Source organism: Nonomuraea sp. C10 (genome assembly GCF_008017515.1).
Taxonomy (GTDB): domain Bacteria; phylum Actinomycetota; class Actinomycetes; order Streptosporangiales; family Streptosporangiaceae; genus Nonomuraea; species Nonomuraea ferruginea.
The window spans coordinates 2,385,625-2,405,371 of record NZ_VPFF01000001.1 but is presented as its reverse complement, the minus strand read 5'-3'; the positions used below and the strand labels follow the sequence as shown (position 1 = coordinate 2,405,371).

At 70.0% G+C, this 19,747-nt stretch carries 21 protein-coding genes; 6 read left to right on the top strand and 15 right to left on the bottom strand.

Features of this window, described 5'->3' with window-relative positions:
* Positions 1-69: 69 nt before the first annotated feature.
* The 3 genes from FR742_RS10880 to FR742_RS10870 are packed head-to-tail and all read right to left on the bottom strand — an operon-like array spanning position 70 to position 1,806.
* Positions 70-498, bottom strand: a complete 429-nt coding sequence (locus FR742_RS10880) for a hypothetical protein (RefSeq protein ID WP_148030836.1) — start codon at positions 496-498, stop codon at positions 70-72.
* A gap of 53 nt (positions 499-551) precedes the next feature.
* On the bottom strand, positions 552-956 hold the full coding sequence (locus FR742_RS45125) for a hypothetical protein (protein ID WP_222708890.1): 405 nt from the start codon (positions 954-956) through the stop codon (positions 552-554).
* A 31-nt stretch (positions 957-987) separates the two neighbouring features.
* Positions 988-1,806, bottom strand: coding sequence for a DUF4259 domain-containing protein (locus FR742_RS10870; protein WP_187281086.1), 819 nt, complete (start codon positions 1,804-1,806; stop codon positions 988-990).
* Positions 1,807-2,328: 522 nt separating this feature from the next.
* On the opposite strand from FR742_RS10870, the gene FR742_RS10865 reads away from it, so the two are divergent.
* The 3 genes from FR742_RS10865 to FR742_RS10855 all read left to right on the top strand — a co-directional run bounded on the left by FR742_RS10865 (position 2,329) and on the right by FR742_RS10855 (position 5,230).
* Positions 2,329-3,006, top strand: a complete 678-nt coding sequence (locus tag FR742_RS10865) for an STAS/SEC14 domain-containing protein (RefSeq protein WP_148030834.1) — start codon at positions 2,329-2,331, stop codon at positions 3,004-3,006.
* Between the two features lie 515 nt (positions 3,007-3,521).
* Entirely contained in the window at positions 3,522-3,974 is a 453-nt protein-coding gene (locus tag FR742_RS10860) for a GbsR/MarR family transcriptional regulator (protein WP_187281085.1), read from the top strand.
* Positions 3,971-5,230, top strand: a complete 1,260-nt coding sequence (locus FR742_RS10855) for a glycosyltransferase (protein ID WP_148030832.1) — start codon at positions 3,971-3,973, stop codon at positions 5,228-5,230. Before FR742_RS10860 ends, FR742_RS10855 begins: the two co-directional genes overlap by 4 nt.
* A 499-nt stretch (positions 5,231-5,729) precedes the next feature.
* Here FR742_RS10855 and FR742_RS10845 read toward each other — a convergent pair whose 3' ends face one another.
* Together FR742_RS10845 and FR742_RS10840 are read right to left on the bottom strand one after the other, a co-directional pair.
* Complete coding sequence (locus FR742_RS10845) at positions 5,730-6,257, bottom strand: nitroreductase family deazaflavin-dependent oxidoreductase (protein WP_148030831.1); 528 nt, start codon at positions 6,255-6,257, stop codon at positions 5,730-5,732.
* Positions 6,235-6,870 (bottom strand): TetR/AcrR family transcriptional regulator, encoded by a 636-nt coding sequence (locus FR742_RS10840; protein WP_148030830.1) that lies wholly within the window; start codon positions 6,868-6,870, stop codon positions 6,235-6,237. Before FR742_RS10840 ends, FR742_RS10845 begins: the two co-directional genes overlap by 23 nt.
* A gap of 152 nt (positions 6,871-7,022) precedes the next feature.
* Between FR742_RS10840 and FR742_RS10835 the strand changes: the two genes are divergently transcribed.
* Positions 7,023-7,487, top strand: a complete 465-nt coding sequence (locus FR742_RS10835; RefSeq protein WP_148030829.1) for a universal stress protein — start codon at positions 7,023-7,025, stop codon at positions 7,485-7,487.
* 259 nt (positions 7,488-7,746) lie between these two features.
* The gene (locus FR742_RS10830) at positions 7,747-9,069 is read left to right on the top strand and encodes a DUF2254 domain-containing protein (RefSeq protein WP_222708889.1); all 1,323 of its coding nucleotides are present in this window, start codon (positions 7,747-7,749) and stop codon (positions 9,067-9,069) included.
* A gap of 57 nt (positions 9,070-9,126) precedes the next feature.
* Here the strand turns inward: FR742_RS10830 and FR742_RS10825 are convergent, their stop codons facing one another.
* The 8 genes from FR742_RS10825 to FR742_RS10790 form a co-directional block, all read right to left on the bottom strand.
* Entirely contained in the window at positions 9,127-9,387 is a 261-nt protein-coding gene (locus FR742_RS10825; RefSeq protein ID WP_222708888.1) for a hypothetical protein, read from the bottom strand.
* A 218-nt stretch (positions 9,388-9,605) separates the two neighbouring features.
* The gene (locus FR742_RS10820; RefSeq protein ID WP_148030827.1) at positions 9,606-11,444 is read right to left on the bottom strand and encodes a glycoside hydrolase family 15 protein; all 1,839 of its coding nucleotides are present in this window, start codon (positions 11,442-11,444) and stop codon (positions 9,606-9,608) included.
* The gene (locus FR742_RS10815; RefSeq protein ID WP_148030826.1) at positions 11,441-11,950 is read right to left on the bottom strand and encodes a hypothetical protein; all 510 of its coding nucleotides are present in this window, start codon (positions 11,948-11,950) and stop codon (positions 11,441-11,443) included. The genes FR742_RS10820 and FR742_RS10815 overlap by 4 nt, the downstream gene beginning before the upstream one ends.
* On the bottom strand, positions 11,947-13,281 hold the full coding sequence (locus FR742_RS10810) for a molybdopterin-dependent oxidoreductase (protein WP_261808471.1): 1,335 nt from the start codon (positions 13,279-13,281) through the stop codon (positions 11,947-11,949). The genes FR742_RS10815 and FR742_RS10810 overlap by 4 nt, the downstream gene beginning before the upstream one ends.
* Positions 13,282-13,370: 89 nt before the next feature.
* On the bottom strand, positions 13,371-14,765 hold the full coding sequence (locus tag FR742_RS10805; RefSeq protein WP_148030825.1) for a glycosyltransferase 87 family protein: 1,395 nt from the start codon (positions 14,763-14,765) through the stop codon (positions 13,371-13,373).
* Positions 14,762-15,775 carry an NAD-dependent epimerase/dehydratase family protein gene (locus tag FR742_RS10800; protein WP_148030824.1) on the bottom strand — a complete coding sequence of 338 codons (1,014 nt, stop codon included), beginning with the start codon at positions 15,773-15,775 and terminating at the stop codon, positions 14,762-14,764. Before FR742_RS10800 ends, FR742_RS10805 begins: the two co-directional genes overlap by 4 nt.
* Positions 15,775-16,425, bottom strand: coding sequence for a TIGR04282 family arsenosugar biosynthesis glycosyltransferase (locus tag FR742_RS10795; protein ID WP_148030823.1), 651 nt, complete (start codon positions 16,423-16,425; stop codon positions 15,775-15,777). The genes FR742_RS10800 and FR742_RS10795 overlap by 1 nt, the downstream gene beginning before the upstream one ends.
* 1 nt (position 16,426) lies before the next feature.
* Positions 16,427-17,086 carry a glycosyltransferase family 2 protein gene (locus FR742_RS10790; protein WP_148030822.1) on the bottom strand — a complete coding sequence of 220 codons (660 nt, stop codon included), beginning with the start codon at positions 17,084-17,086 and terminating at the stop codon, positions 16,427-16,429.
* Between the two features lie 334 nt (positions 17,087-17,420).
* Between FR742_RS10790 and FR742_RS10785 the strand changes: the two genes are divergently transcribed.
* On the top strand, positions 17,421-18,032 hold the full coding sequence (locus FR742_RS10785) for a methyltransferase domain-containing protein (RefSeq protein WP_148030821.1): 612 nt from the start codon (positions 17,421-17,423) through the stop codon (positions 18,030-18,032).
* Positions 18,033-18,269: 237 nt separating this feature from the next.
* Here FR742_RS10785 and FR742_RS10780 read toward each other — a convergent pair whose 3' ends face one another.
* Positions 18,270-19,166 (bottom strand): SAM-dependent methyltransferase, encoded by an 897-nt coding sequence (locus FR742_RS10780; RefSeq protein ID WP_148030820.1) that lies wholly within the window; start codon positions 19,164-19,166, stop codon positions 18,270-18,272.
* The gene (locus FR742_RS10775) at positions 19,163-19,663 is read right to left on the bottom strand and encodes a GbsR/MarR family transcriptional regulator (protein ID WP_148030819.1); all 501 of its coding nucleotides are present in this window, start codon (positions 19,661-19,663) and stop codon (positions 19,163-19,165) included. The genes FR742_RS10780 and FR742_RS10775 overlap by 4 nt, the downstream gene beginning before the upstream one ends.
* Positions 19,664-19,747: the final 84 nt, after the last annotated feature.

Genomic DNA, 19,747 nt, shown 5'->3' with positions numbered 1-19,747 from the left:
TGGACCCCGAGAGGTCGGCGATCAGGTCGGTGCTGTGGCTGAATGCCAGGATGCGAGGCGAGCTTCACCTCACGGCGTGCCGCCGATAGCGCATGCACGGCACGGAGGACGACCGCAGGTGCACTGCGTGATGGCATCGAGGACACCGTGGTCGTGGTAGAGGCACTGGTCGTAGCAGGTGTGACGGGGAATGAACCCCGCCTGGATCTCGTCCGGCCACGGGTCTTCGCCTTCACGGCAGCGTACGAACTGCTCCGGGTGCGTCGCGTGCAGTCCCTCCAGGCGGGTCCGAGCCTGGGTCTCCAGCGTGCGGGCCTCCGCCACCAGGGTCTTCAGCTGGGAGGCGAGGTCGGAGTACCGGTCGTCGCCGGTTCGTACGTGGGCCGCCCGCAGCGCCATCATGGCGTTGCCCAGGAAGCGGCCGGCGTCCTGCAGGTCCGTGGAGTGGTGCAGCTGCATACCTGTCACGCCCCGAACCCACACGGCGTCGTTGTTCATTGATCAACCTTTCGAAGGTGCGAGCGCTCCTGTTCCGGAGTTGTACGAGGCTGTCAACGAGGGTAACTGGAATTGTGGGTGAATTGCCGCATTTGTGAGGTTAGCCATGGGTGGTGGAAGTGACTTTGAAATAGCTTTGCCAGAATTTTGGCCAGTGGCCATCCCATCCAAGGTGGCTTGCACGCCGGTGTGCGGGTGTTCAGGAGTCGCCGACCACCACGACCACAGCCCTTGCCGTGTCCCCGGCCGCGCAGCCGTAGACCAGGCTCGATCCGTACGGGTTCATCCGGTCCAGCGGGAATCCGGTCGTTCACGGCGAACGGGTTGTGCGTGGTCACCACGCCGATGCCGGAGATGTCCAGAAAGGCGTCGCGCAGGGCGGCGCGGGCGGCCGAAACCGGCGCCTTGGGCATCCGCACGCTGATGTGTCGCCTCTGGTGACGGACGTGATCGATCACTCCGCTTACCAGCCGGTGTTTTCGGGATGTCTCAGTCAAGGGCGGGAAGCGAGGGAACAGGAGCGAGGCCGAGATAACGGCCTGCCGCGCTCAGAGCCGTGCGAACATCATCGGCGACCTGCTGAATGGCGGAGTCCCTGGAGACTTCAGGGGAGTGACCGAAGCCGATCCAGACCTCGGCTGTGGTGCGGCCACGAGAGATCCGCTCGCTGTAGACGCCCGGCACGAGTTCCCCGAAGACGAGCAGTTCCTGCAGGCCGGCCTGACGCCACCAGGCGAGCCACTCCGGAGCCTCGTTGACAGCTTGGACAAGGTGTCCGGCGACATCGGCGTAGGCGCTGTCGTGCGGCAGACTCTGGTCGGTGGTGCTCCAGAACACCTGGAGCCAGTGCTTGCCGGGGCGGGAGAAGTCCACAACGAACGGGGCCGCCGGCTCCTGAGGTTCACCGAACAGGGCCTTGCGGTAGGGCTCCAGATGCTCCAGGAACACCGGCCAGTCCGCGGCCCGGACCTCGCGGAGATAGTTGTCGTCGGCACGGGTGGCCACATTGAACGCCACGGCGGCCAGGCGACGCAGGTCGTCGGAGACGGTGAAGGGGTTGCGGTCCAGCCAGTGATGAGCGGCCTCATCGGGAGCGATTCCCGAGATGCGGGCCGCGATCAGACAGGCGATCGCCAGGGCGGCCTCCACTTGGCCCTCCTCGGCATAGTCCTCGCTGTCGCGGACGAACTCGTCGAGCACCGCGATCATCGCCGTCGCGATGTCATCGCCTTCTTCCAATTCCGCGATGGCGTCGGCGGCCTCGTCGCTGTCGAAGGGGCCTTCGAAGAAGGGCGTCGGGTCATCCATGCTGCGGCTCCTTAGCGAAGAGGCGATCAGGGTATGGGCAGGGGTCACGGTCATGTCGGGCGAAGTGGTGTACGTAAGCCGATCCTCAACCGTGGAGATAGGGCTCCCAGGTCATGGTTTTGTCGGCCCCGCGCGAACGGGGATGGTCCCAGGTGGGCGACGACCAGGCGGGCGTGCTCGCCTGGTCGTCGCCGCACGCGTGACAGGTCCCGCCCGAGGGCGGGGATCCCGCACGTGATCTGCGCCTTCGCGTGCTTGTCGATCACTGAGCCGTTTTCATCCCTGTGCGGCGGGCGGGACCCAGCACACAGCAGGGCCGTCGTCCCCTGCCCCCGTTCCGAGGGCGACATAGGAAATCGATGATGCCATGCGACCTTGAATGTCCTCTTGGCGAACCTCTGACAGACGATCAACAAAGTCGCGACTCAGCTCCCGCTTACTCGGGGCACCCAGGGCAGGTCACGGCCTACGGCGAGTGCCCGTCTTCTGTCGGCCGCACCTCGCTCAGGACAGAAGAGGGACATGGGATGGGTTGATGAAGCCCGGAGAGAAGGCCGCCATATCCGGTTCCTTTACGAGTTCGGTGCGGATTTCCAGGCCTTCACGCCGGGGGCCGGCTGGGAAGACCTCAAGATCGGCCTTGGCTCCATCCGGCTGTTCGAGGGCTGCGCGATGGTGAGCGACATCGGCTGGATCCGCGAATCGAGTCGGCTCATGGGCTTTCTGATGCCGTGTCCGGTGCGTGTCTTCGGTAACCAGGAGCGCGACGAGGCACTGCGCTGGCTGAGTTCGCTGCCTGAAGGTCCCGGTGTCTCCCACCGTCTCGTACCCGAGTCCGGGGTCATCGTGGTCGAGGTCAAGGAGCCCTTGCGAACCCAGGACTTCGATGCGCTGGCGTTGACAGCCGACGGCTGGCTCGAAACACACGCTGGATTGGCGGGCGTCGTCGTCCACGCTCGCAAGTTCCCCGGTTGGGAGAACATCGCGAGCCTGCTTCGACATGTGCGCTTTGTTCGCGACCATCATCGGAAGATCAGAAAGGTTGCCCTGGCATCCGACAGCGAGCTCGCCGGCTTGGCGCCTCACCTTGCGAACCACTTCGTCCAAGCCGAAGTGCGGCCCTTCCGATACGACGAACTCGATGACGCCATCGCGTGGGCGGCGAGCCCTCCCGAGCAGCGCGCGACCCGGCCGGACTGATGCGGTGGCCGTGGCCTTCCAGGATTCTGTTGTGCATACCCATCCGAGGCGGTGACACCATCGATCCGGAGCGGGCCACCGCGGTGGCCGGCATACAGAGAGCCGGGCATCGCGCCGAGCAGGAACGAGGACACCGCGCTCAGGTCGTAAGCGGTGGCGGGGGCCGGCACGTCGATGAGTCCCCCACCGATCCGGTCTGGCCGCGATTGCCCCGCAGATTGTTCAGGCAGCGGCATCACCCGGTTCCCGGGCGAGTGGCCTGAGGTGACGGTCAGTTACGGGGCAGAGCGAACGGGCCGGGAAGCCGAAAGAAGCACCCGCGGTGATGGACCATGGTCTCGCCAAAGAATAAAGATCACAGCCATATGGGTGCATGGAGCATGCATACGGGTTCGGCCCTGCTCGGGCTGAATAGGTGTGCGGTGGCACTGCAGGTCATGCTGGAGTGCAGCGACCGTGACGCCCGTGACGACATTCCGTTCGGAAACATCCGAACAAACCGATATGCTTGGCTCGTGAGTGTCGATGAGTTCGTGGAGGATGCCGGGCTCTTCTACGAGCGGCTCGGGCTGAGCCGCACGTCAGGCCGGGCGATGGGCTGGCTGCTGACCGCCGGCACCTCCGGCGCCGACGCGCCGGAGCTGGCCGAGGCGCTGGCCGTGGCCAAGAGCAGCATGAGCGTCGCGCTGCGGCAACTGGAGCAGGCAGGGCTGGTCGAGCGGTTCCGGGTACGCGGCGAGCGGCGCGATCGCTATCGGCTGGCCGAGGACGTCTTCGCCCGAGCTTTCCGCGCGAAGATGGCCGAGTTCGAGAGCTTCCGCGCCCTGGCCGAGCAGGGACTGCGGGCGGTTGGCGACGATCCGGCGCGCAGGCGGCGGCTGGAACTCATGCGCGACATGTACGCGTTCATGATGGACCGCTTCCCCCGCCTGCTGGAGGAGTGGGACGAGCTGAAGGACCAGCGATGAGACCCTTACTGATCACCATGGGCAGCCGCGGGGACGTCCAGCCGTACCTCGCCCTGGCCCGCGGGCTGATGGCCGCCGGTCACCGGCCGCTCCTGGCCGCGCCCCGGCGGTTCGGGCCGCTCGCCGCCGCCCACGAGGTGGAGTTCGCACCGTTGACCGACGAGATGCTCGCGCTGCAGGACACCGTACGAGGACAGGGCGTGCGCGCCGCGATCACCGCCGCCGGCGCGGTCAAGCCGATGCTCCGCCGCCTGCTCGACGACCAGGCCGCGCTCACCGCAGGCCCGGCCGACGTGGTCGTCTACCACCCCAAATCCCTTGGCGGACCGTACGTCGCGGAGAAGCTCGGCGTCCCCGCCCTCGCCGGACTGCTGCTCCCGCTCTACCTTCCCACCGCCGCCTTCCCCTCCCCCATCCTTCCCGTACGCGTGCCGCGCGCACTCAACCGGGCGAGCTGGCGCATCTCCTCCGCCGTCGAGGCGCCTTATCGGGGCACGGTACGGGAATGGCGGGCCGGGCCGCTCGGTCTGCGCGGCCGGTGCCGGCCGGTGGCCGACCTGGTCAGGGCCGGCGGCGTGCTGCACGCCTGGAGCCCCTATCTGCTCCCTGCCCCCGCCGACTGGCCCGCCGATGCCCAGCCCACCGGGTTCTGGACGCTGCCCACTCCCGGCAGCTGGACGCCGCCCGAACGGCTGGCCCGGTTCCTGGAAGACGGCGACCCGCCCGTGTACGTCGGCTTCGGCAGCTCATACAGCGGCGACGCGGAGAGGCTGACCGCGACGGTGCTGGAGGCCGTCCGGCTGACCGGGCGCCGCGCGGTCCTGGCCACCGGTTGGGGCGCCCTGCGACAGGGCTCGGAGCCGGACGGCGTTCTGATGATCGACGAAGCTCCGCACGATTGGCTGCTGCCCCGTGTGGCCGCCGCGGTGCACCATGGCGGGATCGGCACGGTGGCCGCCGCGCTGCGCGCGGGCGTCCCTCAGGTGATCCGGCCCTTCCTCGGGGACCAGCCGTTCTGGGCCGATCGGCTGCACCGCATCGGCGTCGCGCCGGCTCCCGTCACCGGCCGCCTCACGCCCGGCAAGCTTGCCGCCGCCGTCGAGGCCTCGGCCGTGCTGGCCTCGGCCGCCCGCGCGCTCGCCGCACAGGTCGGGGCCGAGGACGGCGTGACCACCGCTGTCGCCCGCATCGCTCGCGCGAAAGGAGCGCGAGGCCCGGCTCCGCGAACCGACGGTGACACATCACCTTTGCCCTGAGGCGAGGCCGCCGGCCACGAAGTCGATCAGCTGGTCGAGGATCTTCGGGTATGCCGGCCTCCGTCGTACCCGTCGGAGCCGGTACGCGGCCGGGCACCCTGAGGATCCTCGGCCAGGAGCAGCGGAGCATGTTCGAGGAGAGGGTGGAAGGCTCCGACGCGGTCCCATGCCTCGACGACGCCGTCGGTGAAGACAGGATGCGCTCCCCGTCCCCGAAGGGAACGCGGTACAGCTTGGGCCGCCGAGATGCCTGGCCAGGCTCGCCTCCAGCCGGTCTCCCACCTCGGCCAGGTCGGGCTCGTCGTGAGCGGCTCAGCGGAAGGCGCCCAGAACCCAGGCCACCGCCTCCAGGCCTTGCCCTGGACGTCTCTGACGAGCAGACGCACCCCGTGCGGGGCGGTGACGACCTCGTACAGGTCTCCCCCGATCCAGGCTTCGGCCGCTGCGGAGGTCGGCCGCCCTGCGGGGCACCGGCCGCAGCAGCACGCGCTGGGCGGCCTCAGTGACCAGCCTGACGTTGGCCGGCTCGCGCTCCCGCCGCAGCCGCAGCGGGCATGGCCTGCGGCACGAAGCGTACGAAGGGAATCTGCCGCCCGACCTCGAGGTAATCCTCCACGCTGCCGTCCACTGCGAAGCCCATGATGGCGCAGAGCCGGCGGGCGGCGGCCTGATGGCGTGGCGCGTACCGAGCCATGATCTCACCACCCTCCTCAGCAGGCAGCAGCCGGGCGACGGCGGGGAAGGTTCTGCCGCCCACCTGGAGGACGACCTCCGGTGTCTTCGTGATGTTCCTGTACCAGTCGGCGCGCGGGCCGAAGCCTGAGGCCGCCACGTAGCCGCGCCCGTCGCGCTCCACGACCTCGATGACGGCCTGGCGGGGCTTTCCCGAGACGCGGCCGACATGGATGAGCAGCATCACCCTGCTCCCCAGCAGCCGGCCCAGCCCCAGCCGGTACAGGTGAATGGGCAGCCGCCACAACGTGCGCCGCAGCCCCGACGGCGGATCAGGCCTCTTCACGATGTCCATGCTGTTCCTTCCTGACTGTTTCCGATTGAGGGCTCAGCAGGTCCTCGACGGCCGCCATCGCCTCGCCGGTGTCCAGGCCGGGGTCGAGCATGCGGTGGAGCATCAGTCCGTCGATCAACGCGGCGACCAGGGTGGCCGCGCCGGAGCGACGCCCCGTCGACCAGTCCGGATGCAGCTCACCGAGCCGCCGCCCGAGCCGCTCACGCGCCCGCCGCAGCTCGTCCCGCAGCACCTCGCCGAGCGCGGGGTCGCGCATCGCCCCCGCGATGAGCTCGACGCCCATCCGGATCATCCGTTCGTCACCGGCGGTCTCGGAGGTGAGCCGTTGGACGACCGTGAGCGCCTGCCGGTCGTCCTCGGCGGCGAGCAACTCGTCCAGGAGCGGGCCGATGATCAGTTCACCGGCCCTGCGGGCGATCGCCGTCCGCAATCCCGGCAGACCCCCGAAGTGGTAATGAATCAGGCCCGGTTTGGTCATGGCCCGCTCGGCCACGGCGCGCGTGGTGACGGCCGGCCAGCCTCCTTTGCACAGGAGCGCGACACCAGCGTCGACAAGCTGCTCCCGGCGGCGGTTCCCGCGGGCGGAACTTGGTCGTTCGACCAACTTGGCCATGTGGCCAAGATACCACTCACCTCTCGGCCATTCACCCCCCGTCCCCCTTTGGTGGACAGGCGTCCGACCTCCATCAGCGCCCCGACCTCCCGGTCAGCGTCCCCAGGACAGAGCGAGCGATGATGGAGTGAGAGCAGTGAGGAGGTCTCTCCATGGCGAACCTTCCTGCACCCTTCGTCCTGGTGGGAGTGAACGGCTCGGACACCAGCAAGGATGCTCTGCGCTGGGCGGCACGCCAGGCCGAACTGACCAGAGCCGAACTCCACGTCATCCACGCCTGGCGCCTTCCGACCAGCTATGGCTACTCCATGGACTTCTCCGATGCGGACTTCGCCGGTGCGGCGCGCAAACTCCTGGAGCAGGTGGCGGACGAGGTCCTGGGCGATTCCATGTCCGTACCGGTCACCCTCCAGGTGTTCGAAGGCCATCCCGCCACGGTGCTGATCGACGCCGCGCGTGACGCCTCTCTGCTCGTCGTGGGCAACCGGGGGCACGGGCCGGTCATCGGCACGCTGCTGGGATCGGTGGCCCTGCACTGCGTGCACCACGCACCGTGTCCGGTCGTCGTGTTCCGGCACCCGCCCGACGCAGTCAGCCCCACTGGAAGCGAACGGTAGGAACGGCGCACGCAGGGTATTCAAGGCATGCCGCGGCGTCAGACAGGAAACGGGGATCGGGGTGCTTCTCGAGTCAGGGAGTGAACTCCTCCATCTCGCCGGCCGCGACATCGCTACCGTTCAACCGCCAAAACGGTCATGTGTGGCGTGGCGAACACCGGCCAGGTGATCAAAGCGGAGTCTGCGGACGATCGTCCAAGGAACGGGATAGACGATGGGGCCATCCGATCTTCGGGGCAGGCTGGCTGTCCTGGGAGACATGCTGCGCACCCAGCTCTGGCTGCTGCCCTCCCTCGGCGTGGGTCTTGCTCTGGGTCTTGGAGTGGGACTACCCCGACTGGATGCGAGGCTGGGACCCGACGTCCCCTCGTGGGCGGCGCCCTACCTGTTCGGCGGGGGTGCCAGCGCGGCCCGGGCAGTGCTGGGCGCCATCGCCGGCTCTCTCATCACGGTGACGTCGCTGACCTTCTCCATGACGGTGGTGGCCCTGCAACTCGCGAGCAGTCAGTTTTCGCCGCGCCTCCTACGCACGTTCACCCGGGACCGGGTCGTCCAGTCCACCCTGGCGCTGTTCCTGGCCACCTTCACCTATACCCTCACCGTGTTGCGCACGATCCGATCCCCCGGCGAGTCAAGAGACATCTTCGTGCCCCAGATAGCGGTGACCACGGGATTCGTCCTGGCTCTGGTCAGCGTTCTCGCCCTCGTGCTGTTTCTCGCGCACCTGGCCCGGGAGTTGCGGGCGGAAACGACGTTGCTCAGGGTGCACGCCGAGGCGAACGAGACCATCCACCGGGTCCTTCCGCCGCGGAGTTCCACGTCGCTGGATGTGAAACCCGTGTCGCCGCCTCCTGACACGTTGCCCCTGCGCGCTGGGGCCTCCGGTTTCGTGCTGAGGATGGATGAGAGCTCACTGCTGTCCGCGGCGGTGGAGGCCGACGCCGTCCTGCTCATCGACTGCTGTCCAGGCAGCCTGCTGGTCGCAGGGACCCCGCTGGGAGCCGGCTGGCCGCGTGCCGCGGGATCGTTCGACACCGATGTCGAACTCCGGCTCACCCGGCAGGTCGCCGGGGCGATAAGCACGGGGCCCGAACGCACTGCGGCTCAAGACGTGACGTACGGGCTGCGGCAGCTCATCGACGTGGCCGTCAAGGCGCTGTCGCCGGGGATCAACGATCCCACCACGGCCGTCCACGCCCTGGGCCATGTGTCGATCGTCCTGTGCGAGCTGGCAGGCCGTCAGCTCGGGCCACGGCCGCTGCGTGACGAGCGGGGCGACGTACGGGTCATGCTGTATCAGCCGAACATCGCCGACTTGCTCACGATGACGCTGGTGCAACCCCTCCACTACGGCGCGCACGACTCCACCGTCCTGGCCCAGATGTTCTTCCTGCTGCGTGACCTCGCCTGGCACGTTTCCGCCGACCAGCGCCCGGCAATCACCCATCAGCTGGAGGTCCTGCGCGCCCAAGCCGCCGGGCAACGATTCGGATCGAGGGAGATGGCGCGTTTCGACATGCTGTCCACTCAGGTCGAACAGGCACTGGCCGGCCGCTGGGCACCCGCGTGGATTCCGTCGTGAACATGCTCCTCCCTGAAGCGCCGCGACGGTGGCGGGGCGGCGATCGATCGATCTCGCCTACCGGCTCCGTGACTCTCCGGCCAGGCTGAGGATGTCCTCCGGGAGGCCTCGTGCGGCGGATCCGGCGCGCGGGCCGTCGGCGGCGGCCGCCATCCTGGTGTGGGTGGCGGCCAGGCGTATGGCGTCGGCGAGCGCGTCCGAGGTCAGACGGCGCTGCGGCCGGGACGGCATGGCGGCGCCGGCCAGGAACACTGCGGCGATGCCGCAGCACTCCTCCTGCCGCAGCCCTCGACACCACGAGCATGCAGGCCAAGGCATCGGCGCCGATGCCCATCCCGGCAGCTCAGGCCGCAGTTCGGTGGTCACGTCCGCCGCCTGGCGCGCGACTGCGAGACCCTGCCGGCAGAACCCAGGATCAAACACCCACTTACAGCACGCCTCCTGCCAGACACCCCGCTCCTCCGACAAGCGGCCCCGGCGGTCCGCCCAAGGCAAGCGATGGCCGCCCTGGGACAAGCAGGCCGCCGGGTATTGCTTCAAGAGCCCCCGCAAGGCGCTCGGTCCGAGGAGCGCCGGGCGTCCCCGATGGCGCGGGCTGCGTTGATCAGGCCGATGTGGCTGAGGGCCTGAGGGTAGTTGCCGATCGCCTCTCCTGTGGTGGGGTCCGCCTCTTCGCTGAGCAGGCCGACATCATTGGCGCAGGAGGCGGCGGTCTCGAACGCCCGCCTGGCCGCGGCGTCCTGACCGATGAGGGCCAGCGCGTGGGCGAGCCAGAAGGTGCACAGCAGGAACGGGCCCTCCTGGCCCGCCAGCCCGTCGGCGGAACGGTAGCGGTACACCAGCCCTCTCGCGTCGGTCAGCCGGGTGGCGACAGCCTGCACGGTGGAGCGGATTCTCGGGTCGTCCGGCGGCAGGAATCCGACCAGAGGCATCATCAGGGTGGCGGCGTCGACATGGGTGCCACCGAACGTCTGGGTGAAGGCACCCGCCTGCTCGTTCCATCCGTGGGTCAGGATCGCGGTGTGGATCTCGTCCCGGACGCGCGTCCAGTCGGCGACCCGGGAGGCGGCCCCCAGCACGGGGGCCAAGGTGATCGCTCTGTTGAGTCCCACCCAGCACATCAGCTTGGAGTGCGTGAAGTGCCGGCTGGGGCCACGGACCTCCCACAGACTCTGATCCGGCTCCTGCCAGCGGCGCGCGGCGGTCTCGGCCACTCCGATCAGCAGCGAGCGCGTGAGGGGGTCGAACGGGCCGATGTCCCGGTAGGTCTGGTGGGCGGCATCGAGCAGTTCGCCGTACACATCGAGTTGGCGCTGGCGCCAGGCGTCGTTGCCGACCCGTACGGGGGCGCTGTCCCGCCATCCCCGCAGATGCGACAGCTGCCGTTCGCTCAGGTCGCGCTCGCCGCCGATGCCGTACATGATCTGCAGGTCCGGGTCCGCGTCGACCTGGGTCGCGCAGGCGCGGGACAGGAAGGTGAAGAAGGCGGTTTCTTCCTCCTCGCAGGTGGCCGTGTTCAGGGCGTGCAGGGTGAAGCTGGCATCGCGGACCCAGGTGTAGCGGTAGTCCCAGTTGCGCTCCCCGCCGATGCTCTCCGGCAGGGAGGTCGTGGCCGCGGCCACGATGGCCCCCGTCGGGGCGTAGGTCATCGCGCGCAGAACCCGGCCGCTGTGGTTGACCTGCCGGCGCCAGGGGCCCTCGTAGTCGCCGTGCCCGCGTGACCAGGAGCGCCATCCCGCGACGGTGTCGCGGATCCGGCGCGCGACGGCCCGGGAGGTACGGCGCGGCGGGTCGGGCGCCCAGGCCCGGTCGGTCTGCAGGGCCAGGCCCACGTTCTGTCCCGCGCGCAGGGTGAGAGCGGCGTCCGCGACCGAGCCGCTGGTACGGAACTCCACCGGACTGGACAGGGTAAGCACGTCGGAGCCCCCACGGGCGATCAGGCCGCCGCGGACCGGTTGCATCAGCGGGCGGACGAGCCCGAACTCGGGCCGGGGCGCGTACACGATCTCCACCGGCACTCGCCCTTCGGTGCAGGCGAGCCGACGGAGGAGCAGGCCAGGGGAAGACGTGCCCAGCGCGTGGGCGCGTTCGCCACGACCCAGCGCGAGCGCGTCCAAGAGCACCAAGGTGCCGTCGCGCGTCCTGAACGTGGTCTCCAGCACAAGGGTGTCCTCGACGTACCGACGGGTCACCTCGGCCGGACATGTCGGCCGGATCGTCCAGAATCCGGCCTCTTCGTCCAGCAGCCGGGCGAAGAGCGCCGGACTGTCGAAACGCGGCAGGCACAGCCAGTCGACAGAACCGTCGGACGTGACCAGCGCGGCGGACCGGCAGTCCGACAGCATCGCGTAGTCGCCGATCGGCCGGGCACTCAATGTCCGGCCCGCCCCACGTCCAGGCGTCGCAGCACGTGGAGCAGTGCCGAGACGGCGAAGAGCACCAGGGTGACCAGGATCCATCGGTGGAGGTAAGGGAGGGTACTCAAACCGACCGCCGCCCTGTAGTTGGGCTCGGCGCCGCGCAGGATGAGTGGGGACCACACCACCAGCAGCAGGAGGGAGAACGCGGCCGGCACGCGCAGGTAGTTGACCGGAGCCGGCCGCCGCCCCGCCGGCCGGGGCCTGCGCCGAGCAGTCGTACGACGGCGGCGGGTACGGGCAGCGGCAGACCGTGCGGCGAGGTCAGCGGCGGAGTAGAGAGGGAACAGCACCAGATCGTGGAGGATGACGGCCCCCACGAGCCACACCAGAAAGCCCCGCCAGATCCCCACCTCGACCACCCGGGTGGCGGCGTAGCCGGCGACCAGGAAACAGAGGGCGAGGACGAGCAGGTGCCACGGCGGAGCGCCGTAGGTCCTGGCCCACCGGCTGTGGCCGTTCACGATCGCTCCTGGATGAAGTCGAGCTCGCGCACCCACTTCGTGTTGTGCACGCCGGGGGCGTTGGGGACGATGACCCGCGCCGGATAGCCGTGGTCGAGAGACAGGTCGGCGCCGTTGACCCGCAGCGCCAGCAGCGAGCGCGGGTCGGCGACCTGCGCGCCGCTGAGCGAGGCCCGACCGAAATAGCCCCCGCGTTGCAGAGAACTGGTGGTGACACCTGTCGAGCCGGCCCGGATCCCGGCGAGGCGGGCGAGGTCGGCCAGCCGTACACCGGTCCAGGTCTGGACGGTCGACCAGCCTTCCACACAGGCGATCGGCAAGGCGTAGGTGTACAGCGGCATCGCCAGCAGGTCTTCACGGAAGAGGTGCACCCGCTGTGGTCCGACGAGTGCCAGCCGCCAGGACGCGCCGGTCTGAGCTGCTGTCACGCCGAGGCTCGCCGCCGTCTTGTTGACCTGGAAATCGTTGGGGCCAGGACCGTAGAGGCGCCCATGAGGAGCGAGCAGCGCGGTACGGCGCAGCGGCCCGTCGATGCACTGGCCGACGGACAGGCCGAACATGATCAGCGAACCGCCGCCGGCGAAGGCCAGCAGGCCGCGTCTGGACATCGTGGGGGGCGCCGGGTCGACGGCGACCAGGCCATCGGGGTCCGGCGGCTCCGGGCGGGTGTCCGCCACGGAGCTGCGCAGGTGGTCGCGCAGGCCGTACGTCCGCAGGGTGTGGATGACTCGGGGCAGCTTGATGACGACGTGGACGACGAAGGCGGCCAGGAAGATCCATGCGCCGTAGAAGTGGGCCGGGTAGAAGGAGAACGGGAAGACGTAGAAGAGCTGGATGTTGAGGATTCCGGTCACGAACTGGAAGACCGCGCCGCCGACCAGCAGCAGCAGGCTGGCCCGTTCGACGGCCTCCGCGACGGAGCGGGCGGGCGGCCAGGAGAACAGCTTGGGGATCACCGACCACAGCTTGGCCAGCAGGATCGGCACCAGGGTCAACCCGCCGACGACGTGCACGCCCTGGGTGACCCGGTACAACCAGACGGGGTCCGTGGGCCAGTCGAACAGATAGAAGCCCAGCAGTCCCCTGCCGGGGGTCGTGTCGTTGCCCGGCAGCCGGGGCTCGTACGCGGCGTACGACACCAGCCCGGTGATCGCGACGAGGGTGATCCCGGCCAGCAGGACCAGTCCGAGCACCGAGGTCAGCCAGGGGCCGCGGAGCGGACTGCGCCAGAACTCCGGCCGGAACGGCCCGGGCGGCCCGCTCCACCCCTTGAGGCGCGCGGCCAGGCGGCCCTTCTTGCCGGCTTTCGCGCCGCGCCACACATCCGGCACCGATCCCCCCGAAATCCCACGTCGACTGTCCGGTCTCCTTACCGGAAGCGGTCTTTCCAATGCCACGCCCTCGCACCCATTCGGCAATATCAGGCCGTCCGCCGTGCTGCCGGTGAGGGACGGACCACGCGTACGACCACCCCTGCGGCCACCGCCAGCGCGGCAAGGGCGTAGGCGACGGTCCCCGAGCCGGTGCCCAGGTACGCCGCGCCGCTCGCCAGCGGGACGCCGAGCCACTCCCACCGGCCGTCGAGGGCGACCAGCGCGACGACCAGCACCGCGTACCAGGAATAGCCGGGTGTGAACACGAGGAACCCCACCCCGGTCACCACCAGCGCGCCCTGCCACGGCCGGTCCGCGTCACCGTGGCGGAGGACGTGGAAGATCGCGATCCCGACGATGACCAGGGCCGCGGGCAACGCCCACGAGTCGGGAAGGACCAGTCGCAGCAACGCATACCGGTCCCTGCTGCCGGCATCGTCGTAACCCTCCTCGGTCAGGTACCCGAAGAGGTATCCGAGTACCGAGCCGCGCGAGGCGAGTGCGTACGGCAGATAGGCGAGCGCCACGACGAGGGCGGCGGGGCCGAGGACGGCCAGAGTGTCGAGCATCCGGCGCGCCGGCGTCCTTCCGTCTGCCGCGAGGACCCCGGAGAGCGCTCCGGGGGCGGTGACGGCGGGCAGCAGCTTGGCCGCGGCCGCCGCGCCGAGCAGCGTGCCGCCGAGGACCCTGTGCCTGTTCACCGTGGTCAGCACGATGACGGTGAGCAGGACGCCGAGCCCGTCGACGTGGGCGTTGTTCACCAGTTCGAGCGGGACGGCGGGACACCACGCGTAGCAGGCGGTGTACGCCGGAGCGTTACCCCGGGTGCCGGCCCGCCGGCCGAGCGCGATCAGCAACACGGCTGAGGTCGCGAGCGCCAGGAGCGCGCCGCCGACCTGCAACGGCTTGTGCCGTGCCCCTTCGGGAGAGAGCCCGTGCACCAGCAGGAAGTACGCCTCCGCCAGCGGCGGATAGATCGTGTGCACGCCGGGACGGTTGATCCGCGTGCACGACGCGACCGTGTCTCCGGAGGGGATCGGGTAACGATCGGGCCCCTCGCAGCCATCGCCGCTGGGGAAGAGCCAGCGGTCGCGCAGCCGCGCCAGCGCCGCCTCGGCCGGTGTGTGATCGTAGGGCGAGACGCCCGCGGCCTGCACCCGTCCGTCCCAGGCGTAGCGGTAGGAGTCGGTGCTGGTGGCGGGCGGCGAGAGGAGGCCGGTGGCGGTCACGGCGATCCCACCGGCGATCAGCAGGCACGTCGCCTGGCGTGTCGGCAGCCCGCGCACAGCCCATATGGCCGCGTAGAAGAACGCCCACGCCAGCGCGTACGGCCAGAACAGGCCGCGGCGGTCCGCCGGAACGGCGTCCTGGCCGATCGCCCACGCGAGCGTCCCGGCCAGGGCGACCAGCAGGACGGCCGTTCCCGCCGTGCGGCGGATCACGCCGGGCAGGCCAGGGGTGCGGTGGCGAACTCCTTCATTCCCTCGTCGAACCCGATCCGGGCGTGGAAGCCGAGCTCCGCGCCCGCCTTGTGCGGAGCTGCCACGATGTGCCGGACGTCACCCAACCGGTACTCCCCCGTCGTCACCGGCTCCGGCCCGCCACGCTGACCGGCCAGTGCCGCCGCCAGGTCGCCGATACTGCGCGGCTCCCCGCTGGCGATGTTGAACGCGTCCAGCAGGCCGGGCCGGCCGCCGGAGAGCGCGGCGACGTTCGCGCGGGCGACATCGCGGACGTGGACGAAATCCCGCAGTTGCCCGCCGTCCTCGAACACCCTGGGTGCTCGACCGGCCTCCAACGCGGATCTGAAGATCGCCGCCACCCCGGAGTACGGCGTGTCCCGTGGCATCCGCGGCCCGTACACGTTGTGGTAGCGCAACGCGACGGCCGTGCCGCCGGTCTCGCGCGCCCAGTTGGCGGCCAGATGCTCCTGCGCCAGTTTGCTGGTGGCGTACGCGTTGCGGGGATCCGTCGGCGCGTTCTCATCGATGGTGGCGTGGACCACCTCCGAGTCGCACCGGGGGCAACGAGGTTCGAAGTGCCCGCGTGCCAGAGCGGCGGCGGAACGCGGCGCGGGCCGTACCCTGCCATGACCCGGGCAGTCGTAGGCGCCCTCGCCGTAGACCACCATCGAGGAGGCCAGTACCAGCCGCCCGATCTCGTGCCGGGCCATCGCGGCGAGCAGCACGGCCGTGCCGTACACGTTGACCGAGGCGTAGTCCGGCAGGTCGGCCACGTTCACGCCGAGCCCGACCTTGGCCGCCTGGTGCACGACGACGTCGGCCCCTGTCATCGACCGGTCGAGCGCGGCGCCGTCGCGCACGTCGTCGCCGGTCCTGAGGTCGAGACGGATCACCTCGTGCCCGGCCGCTTCCAGCGCCTCCGCCACATGGCTTCCGATGAACCCGGCCGCGCCGGTGACCAGCACCTTCGCCTCGCGAGAAGGGGTCATCACGACACCGCCGTCCCGGCGAGCGCGGCGGCGAAGCGGGAGTGGGGAGCCAGCGCCGCCACCTCGATCGCGTCCGCCATGGTGTCCACGTCGGTCAGGCAGGGCAGGCAGGCGACGCTCATCCCTGCCTCGGTCAGTCTGTTCAACTGGATCTCTCCCGTGATCGGCTCGGACATCGGCACACCGAGCAGCAGATCGGGGTCGGGGGCGCGCAGCCCGAGCAGCCAGAACCCGCCGTCCGTCGCGGGGCCGAAAACCGCGTCGTGGGCGCCGAGCAACGACACGGCGTCGGCCAGCAGGCCGGCGGTCACCTGCGGGGTATCCATGCCGATGAGCACGATCGGGGTGGGCGAGAGCCGGTGGGCGTCGTCGAACGCGGCGGCGAGCCGTTCGTCCAGGCCGTCGCCGCGCTGCGGGACGACCGTGAACCCAGTGGGCAGCCACGCCCCGGGAGACCCGTCGAGAGCGATCACGCGGCGGGCCACCGGAACCCGGGCGACCGTCCGCAGCGTATCCTCCAGGGCGGCGCCGGCCAGTGCCGCAGCCTCGCGCGGCGTGCAGGGCGGGGTCAGGCGGGTCTTCACTCTCCCTGGTACGGGCTCCTTGGCGATCACCAGGAGTTGCGCGCCGTCGGCATGGTGCGAACTCACGTCATACCGCCCTGTCTGCCATGACCCGGCGCATGTCACCGATCGTCCGTAGCGTGCCGCGCACCGTACCGGTCACCTTCGACCTCCCCGTACGGGCCAGATAGTCCACCTCGACCTCGGCGATCCGCCAGCCGGCCGCACCGGCGCGCAGCACCATCTCCAGGGGGTAGCCGAACCGCCGGTCCACCAGTTCCAGGGCCGACAGGGCGGCGCGTCCGCACGCCCGCATCGGCCCCAGGTCGTGCAGGTCCGCGCCGGTACGGCGGCGCAGCTCGCGAGCCAGCACGGCGTTGCCGAGCCGGGCGTGCACCGGCCAGGAGGCGCCCGGTCCAAGGACGCGGCGACCGAGGACAAGATCGGCCTCACCCGCCCGGACCGGGCCGGCGACGCGCGGCAACTGTCCAGGATCGAGGGACGCATCGGCGTCCATGAAGCACACCACGTCCGCCGTCGCGGCCGTCAGCCCCGCGTGGCACGCGGCGCCGAATCCGGGCCGGGGCTCGGCCACCACCATCGCGCCGAACTCCGTCGCGACTCTCGCGGATCCGTCGGTCGAACCGTTGTCGACCACGATCGGGCGGAAGCCGGGCGGCATCCGCCCGAGCACCCAGGGCAGGGCCGCCTCCTCATTCAGACAGGGCAGAACCACGTCGATCTCCATGGGCCGACGCTAACGCGGCGACAGCGCCGTTCTTCTTACGAAAGGATGACGTCGTTCCGAGAAATGACCGGCTCGGGTCCGCGGAAACACAGTTTCATGGTCGGCCTCGCGGTTTGGGCCGCTGGGCCCCGTGCCCTGGCAGGACATGCGACGTGTCGTAATCGGTCATATTTTGGCTTTCCACTGAGGGCATGTTGGACGCACTTTTGCCCGACGGTCGTGGCCTCGTGCCCGTAACAGCCTCGTAAGGATCGGCTCCGACCCGTCGGGGTAGTGTCTGCAGCGTGATCATCGGTAGCCGTGCGAACGTCGTCCTCCACTGGGGAAAAGCCGCGTGATCGGCGCTTTCTATGAAGAAAGTCTCAAAGGCAGAGACGTAGAAATCGAATATTCCGACGGCCTGATACGACCGCTCTCCGCCGAGCGCTGGCTCCGGTACAACGAGGGCGACGAGCACATTCTGGCCCGATGCGGCGGCCCTACGCTCGATGTCGGTTCGGGACCCGGAAGACTGACCGTTGCGCTCACCCGGATGGGGATTCCCGCCATGGGCATCGACATCGCGCCGTTGGCCGTGGAGCTGACCCGCCGCGCCGGCGGTCTGGCGCTGCGCACGTGCGTCTTCGAGCCCCTTCCAGGAACCGGGCGGTGGGCCGAGGCGCTCCTGGCCGACGGCAACATCGGCATCGGCGGCGACCCGGCAGCCCTCCTCCGGCGCATGCGCGAGCTGGTCAGGCCAGGAGGCACAGTGATCGCCGAGCTCTCACCACCGAGGTCACAGAGCAAGGTCCAGACCGTACGGCTGCGCCAGGCCGGGCGTACGGGCGACTGGTTCACCTGGGCGACCGTCTCGATCGACGATATCGCCGCCCTTGCCGGGCGATCCGGGTTCCCCACCGTCGAACGCTGGAACGCGGCGGGGCGATGGTTCGCATCCCTCTCATGACCCGTCCGGCCGCGCGGCCCCGCGCCCAGCCGACGACGGGGTGCCCGAGGTGACCGCCAGCCTGCTGCGCGCGGAGAAGGCGGCCCAGCGCACGAGAGAGAGCCAGGCCCGCATCGGCGACGCTCATCGAAGGGCGGCCGGCCGAGACTGAACCGGTCCGGGGGCGGTCTTACGAACGCTGATCCAGCTCGCGCCGTCCCTGGGGTTGCGCCTGCTGCTGCGTGACCTGGGCGGCGGCTACGGCTTCACGGCCTCGACGAAGCGCTCGATATCCGACACCGTCAGCTCCCGCCCGGCCAGCTCCCCGGCCGGCGCCAGGTAGCGGTGCCGGTATTCGGCGCTGCCGACCTGCTCCCGCTCGATCCAGCCATAGCGTCCCAGCAGAGCGCCCACCTCGTCCGGAGCCAGGCCGAACCGCCACACCCGCCGCTTCGTCACGAACTCCTCATGCAGCGCCGCCGCCCCGTGGCCGCCGCTGTGCAGGAAGTCGGCCAGCACGTAGGTGAACAGCAGACGGCTTCCCGGGGCCGCCCGGGACAGAAACGCCAAGGCGGCGTGCACGGCCTCCTCGCTCAGGTACTGCGTGACCGCCTCCCACACGAACACCGCCGGCCGGTCGGCCTCAAAGCCGTGCACGGCCAGCGCCGTGGCCAGTACGTCGGCCAGTTCGGCGGTCTCGAAGTCGACCTCGATGAGCCGCACCCGTTCCGGCACGCCGCCGGGCAGCGCCCGCAGCCCCTGCCGCTTGCCGGCCACGTTCACCGGCAGGTCCAGCTCATAGGCCCGCCCGCCCGGCGGCGTCAGCCGGCAGGCCCGGGTGTCCAACCCGGCCCCGAGCACCACCAACTGCTCGATCCCGGCGCCGAAGGCTTCGGCGACCTTGTCATCGGCGTACCGCTTGCGGCACAGCACGCCGCCCCACACCCCCGGCGCGCGCCGGTCGGACGCGCCGGCCATCCACGCGCGCACGGCCTTCCACCGGCACGCCCGCACGGCAGCGCGCGCGGCCACCGGCAGGAGCCCGGCCGCCAGCCCGTCCTCGATCAGCCGCCGGCCGGGCGGCTCGTACTGCTCGACGGCGGCGATCACCATGGGGCCGAGCGCCGTCTGCGCCGCTGCGGGCCGTCGTGTCATGCGTCATCCCTCCGAAATCCCTCTGAACGGTCCGGTTGCGAGGGTGGCGGCGGGGCGTCGTCGAACACCTTGGCCATCCACTCGAACATGGCGTGCGCCTGCCGCACCCGGGCGGACCGCTCCTCCTCCGGGCCCTCGTCCTGGCCGGCCAGCGCCAGTCCGTCCCGGGTGATGTCCAAGAACGCGGCGATCGAGGCGATCTGCCGTTGCACCACGATCGACCAGGCGTCCTCGGCCATCCGGTAGTAGACGGTCCGCTCACCCGGCCGGGTTCGCCAGGCGAGGAATCCCATGCTGGTCAGCAGCCGCAGGTTGGAGGTCAGGGAGGCGCGGCTGGCGCCGATGGCCTCGCTGATCTGCCCCGCTGACTGCTCGGCCGGATCGCAGATCATCAGCCAGCCCAGCACTCGGCCGGCGATCGGCGGCACGCCGTCACGCGCGAGATACATGGCGATCCGTTCCGCCCACTCCACCTGCTGATCCCGTCGGCTGGTCATGCATCCTCCCCTCTTGCAGCTATTTCAGTATGAGCTAAAATACCTGCATTGATCAAGGATGCGCCCGGCTGGGGGTGCTGTGGT

Bases quoted from the DNA above. Each gene is read 5' to 3' on its own strand.
- FR742_RS10880 (WP_148030836.1), bottom strand. From the start codon at position 498: ATGAACAACGACGCCGTGTGGGTTCGGGGCGTGACAGGTATGCAGCTG.
- FR742_RS10870 (WP_187281086.1), bottom strand. From the start codon at position 1,806: ATGGATGACCCGACGCCCTTCTTCGAAGGCCCCTTCGACAGCGACGAG.
- FR742_RS10865 (WP_148030834.1), top strand. From the start codon at position 2,329: ATGGGATGGGTTGATGAAGCCCGGAGAGAAGGCCGCCATATCCGGTTC.
- FR742_RS10855 (WP_148030832.1), top strand. From the start codon at position 3,971: ATGAGACCCTTACTGATCACCATGGGCAGCCGCGGGGACGTCCAGCCG.
- FR742_RS10845 (WP_148030831.1), bottom strand. From the start codon at position 6,257: ATGGACATCGTGAAGAGGCCTGATCCGCCGTCGGGGCTGCGGCGCACG.
- FR742_RS10840 (WP_148030830.1), bottom strand. From the start codon at position 6,870: ATGGCCAAGTTGGTCGAACGACCAAGTTCCGCCCGCGGGAACCGCCGC.
- FR742_RS10835 (WP_148030829.1), top strand. From the start codon at position 7,023: ATGGCGAACCTTCCTGCACCCTTCGTCCTGGTGGGAGTGAACGGCTCG.
- FR742_RS10830 (WP_222708889.1), top strand. From the start codon at position 7,747: ATGCTGCGCACCCAGCTCTGGCTGCTGCCCTCCCTCGGCGTGGGTCTT.
- FR742_RS10825 (WP_222708888.1), bottom strand. From the start codon at position 9,387: ATGCCTTGGCCTGCATGCTCGTGGTGTCGAGGGCTGCGGCAGGAGGAG.
- FR742_RS10800 (WP_148030824.1), bottom strand. From the start codon at position 15,775: ATGACCCCTTCTCGCGAGGCGAAGGTGCTGGTCACCGGCGCGGCCGGG.
- FR742_RS10790 (WP_148030822.1), bottom strand. From the start codon at position 17,086: ATGGAGATCGACGTGGTTCTGCCCTGTCTGAATGAGGAGGCGGCCCTG.
- FR742_RS10780 (WP_148030820.1), bottom strand. From the start codon at position 19,166: ATGACACGACGGCCCGCAGCGGCGCAGACGGCGCTCGGCCCCATGGTG.
- FR742_RS10775 (WP_148030819.1), bottom strand. From the start codon at position 19,663: ATGACCAGCCGACGGGATCAGCAGGTGGAGTGGGCGGAACGGATCGCC.